2 protein-coding genes are annotated in these 2634 nt (G+C 61.9%); both read right to left on the bottom strand.

What is annotated here, in order from left to right:
* Window positions 1-24: 24 nt before the first annotated feature.
* Window positions 25-945, bottom strand: a complete 921-nt coding sequence (gene istB / locus EV281_RS30950) for an IS21-like element helper ATPase IstB (protein ID WP_132658652.1) — start codon at window positions 943-945, stop codon at window positions 25-27.
* Window positions 942-2426: an IS21 family transposase gene (gene istA / locus EV281_RS30945; protein ID WP_165912022.1), complete on the bottom strand. Its 1485-nt coding sequence runs from the start codon at window positions 2424-2426 to the stop codon at window positions 942-944. Before istA ends, istB begins: the two co-directional genes overlap by 4 nt.
* Window positions 2427-2634: the final 208 nt, after the last annotated feature.

Below are 2634 nucleotides of genomic sequence, written 5' to 3'. Positions count from 1 at the left end.
TGTAGGGCGACAATCTGGATGAGATCAGCGCGACAATCTGGATGAGATTCTGGTGTCGCGATCGTCGGCGACGGTATCATCGTGATTGTCGCTGGCAAGGACTTCGTCGGATTCTGATTGTCGCGCAGCGTCAATCTCGGTGGCATTTCTCATTGTCGCGAAGGAAGCCGGCCTGCCGCGTTGGCGTTTGGCTTCCATCGCGGATCGACGCCGGTAGCTTTCGACATTCATCTCAAAGATGGTCGCGTGGTGGACGAGCCGATCGACGGCGGCGAGTGTCATGGCGGGATCGGGGAAGACCCTGTTCCATTCGCCGAAGGGCTGGTTGGCGGTGATCATGATCGATCGCCGCTCGTAGCGCGCGGAGATGAGCTCGAAGAGCACGCTCGTTTCCGCCTGGTCCTTGGTCACATAGGCGAGATCGTCGAGGATGAGCAGATCGAACTTGTCGAGCTTGGCGATGGCGGATTCGAGCTGGAGTTCACGACGTGCCACCTGCAGCTTCTGAACGAGCTCGGTCGTACGCATGAACAGCACCCGCCAACCGTTCTCGATGAGAGCGAGGCCGATTGCGGCGGCGAGATGGCTCTTGCCGCCACCGGGCGGGCCGAACAACAGGATGTTCGCTCCCTTGGCGAGCCAGCTATCGCCGGCGGCGATCGCGATGACCTGTGCCTTGGAGACCATCGGCACGGCGTCGAAGTCAAAGCTGTCGAGCGTCTTTCCCGGTGGCAATCGCGCCTCGGCGAGATGGCGTTCAATGCGGCGGCGATCGCGTTCGGCGAGTTCGTGCTCGGCGATCACCGACAGGAACCGGGCCGCTGGCCACCCTTCCTTGTCGGCCCGTTCGGCAAAGTCCGGCCAAAGGACCTTGATGGCCGGCAGGCGGAGTTCGTTGAGCAGCGTGCTGAGCGTGGCGGCGTCGATGGCAGGGGCGCTTCTCATGCGGCGTCCTCCAGATGACGCGCGTCGATCAGGGCCTCATAGCCCTGGAGGGAGGCGAGACGAACGTTGACAGTGGGCAACTGTGCCGGATCGGGCGCGAAGAAAGTCCTCAGCGCGATGATGTCCGGCAGTTCGCCCGCATCGAGTGATTTGGCGAGCCGCTCTGCCAGTTCCCGCTCGCAGCCGCGATCGTGGGCCAAGGCCAGGAGCTCGACGGTGATCTTGCAGGCCTGCTTGTCGGAAAGCCGGTCGAGCAGGGTCTCGAAGGCCCTTCGGTATTCCTGCCGCGGAAACAGCTTGTCGCGATAGACAAGCTGAAGGAGCGCCATCGGTTTTTTGCGCAGCGAATGGATGACATGCCGGTAATCGACCACCTGGTCGTGCTTGCCGCTGGCATGTGCACGCCCTCTTTGGAGCGTCATCAGATGTGTACCGCCGATAAAGAGGTCGAGACGCTCGTCGTATAGGCGCACGCGCAGCCGATGCCCGATGAGGCGTGACGGCACGGTGTAGAAGACCTTGCGCAAGGTGAAGCCGCCGCTGCGCGAGACCCGCACTACAACCTCCTCAAAATCGCTGGTGCGCGTTCCCGGCAACGGCTGCAGCACCGCCCGTTCGGCGTCGATGCGCTTGCCATAGCGAGCATTGCGACGGCTGACGATCTCATCGATGAAGCCGCGATAGGCAGTGAGATCGTCGAAGTCACGGGTGCCGCGCAACAACAGGGCATCGCGGATCGCATTCTTGAGATGGCCATGCGGGCTCTCAATCGCACCGTTCTCGTGGGCAATGCCCTTGTTGTTGCGGGTCGGCGTCATCCGGTAGTGCGCACAAAGCTCCGCGTAGCGCCGCGTCTGGTCTTCTTTGGCATCGGCGTCCAGATTGCGGAAGGCGGCCGACAGGCTGTCACTGCGATGGTAAAGCGGCGCGCCGCCAAGGAACCAGAGAGCGTTCTGCATCCCTTCGGCCAGCGCCACGAAGCTTTCGCCACCGAGCACGACGTGGGCGTGTTCGAAGCCGGAATAGGCGAGACGGAAGTGATAAAGCAGGTGATCGAGCGGCTGGCCTGCGATCGTGATCCCCAGTTCGTTCATGTTGGTGAAGTCGGAAAGCCCCATCCGGCCGGGCTCATGAACCTGGCGAAAGATCACTTCCTGCTCGTCCCCATTGATGGCCCGCCAGGCACGGATCCGTCGTTCCATCGTCCGGCGAACGCCTTCGCTGAGGTCGGGATGGCGGCGCAACATCTCCTCGAAGACGGCGACCGGACGAATGCCAGGTGCCGCCTTCAGCAGCGGCACGACCTCGGCATCGAAGATGTCGGCGAGTGGGTCGGGACGCCGACGGTCACGCGGCTTCTTCACTTGCGACGGCAGTTGCGCATTCTTCTCGATGCGAAAGGCCGTTGCTCTGCTGAGTGACGCCTTTGCCGCGGCGACCTCAACCCTGTGCTCTTGTCGTAACTTCATGAAAAGCCTCATCTGATGATCGGTTATGTGACGACCTGGCACAGAGGTGGTTCCCCGTTCTTCGAAGAACCCAAAGTACCGGTCGAACCGCAATCACCAGATGAATCGGCGCGGCAGCAGCGGTAGAACTCCGTTCGGGCTACGCCCTCTCTGCGTTCCACCGCTGCTGCAGAGTCTCATCTTGATTGACGCTTCGTCTCATCTTGATTGTCGCGCTGCA

The organism is Rhizobium sp. BK418, assembly GCF_004341105.1.
Taxonomy (GTDB): Bacteria; Pseudomonadota; Alphaproteobacteria; order Rhizobiales; family Rhizobiaceae; genus Rhizobium.
This window is presented reverse-complemented; position numbering and strand designations above follow the sequence as displayed.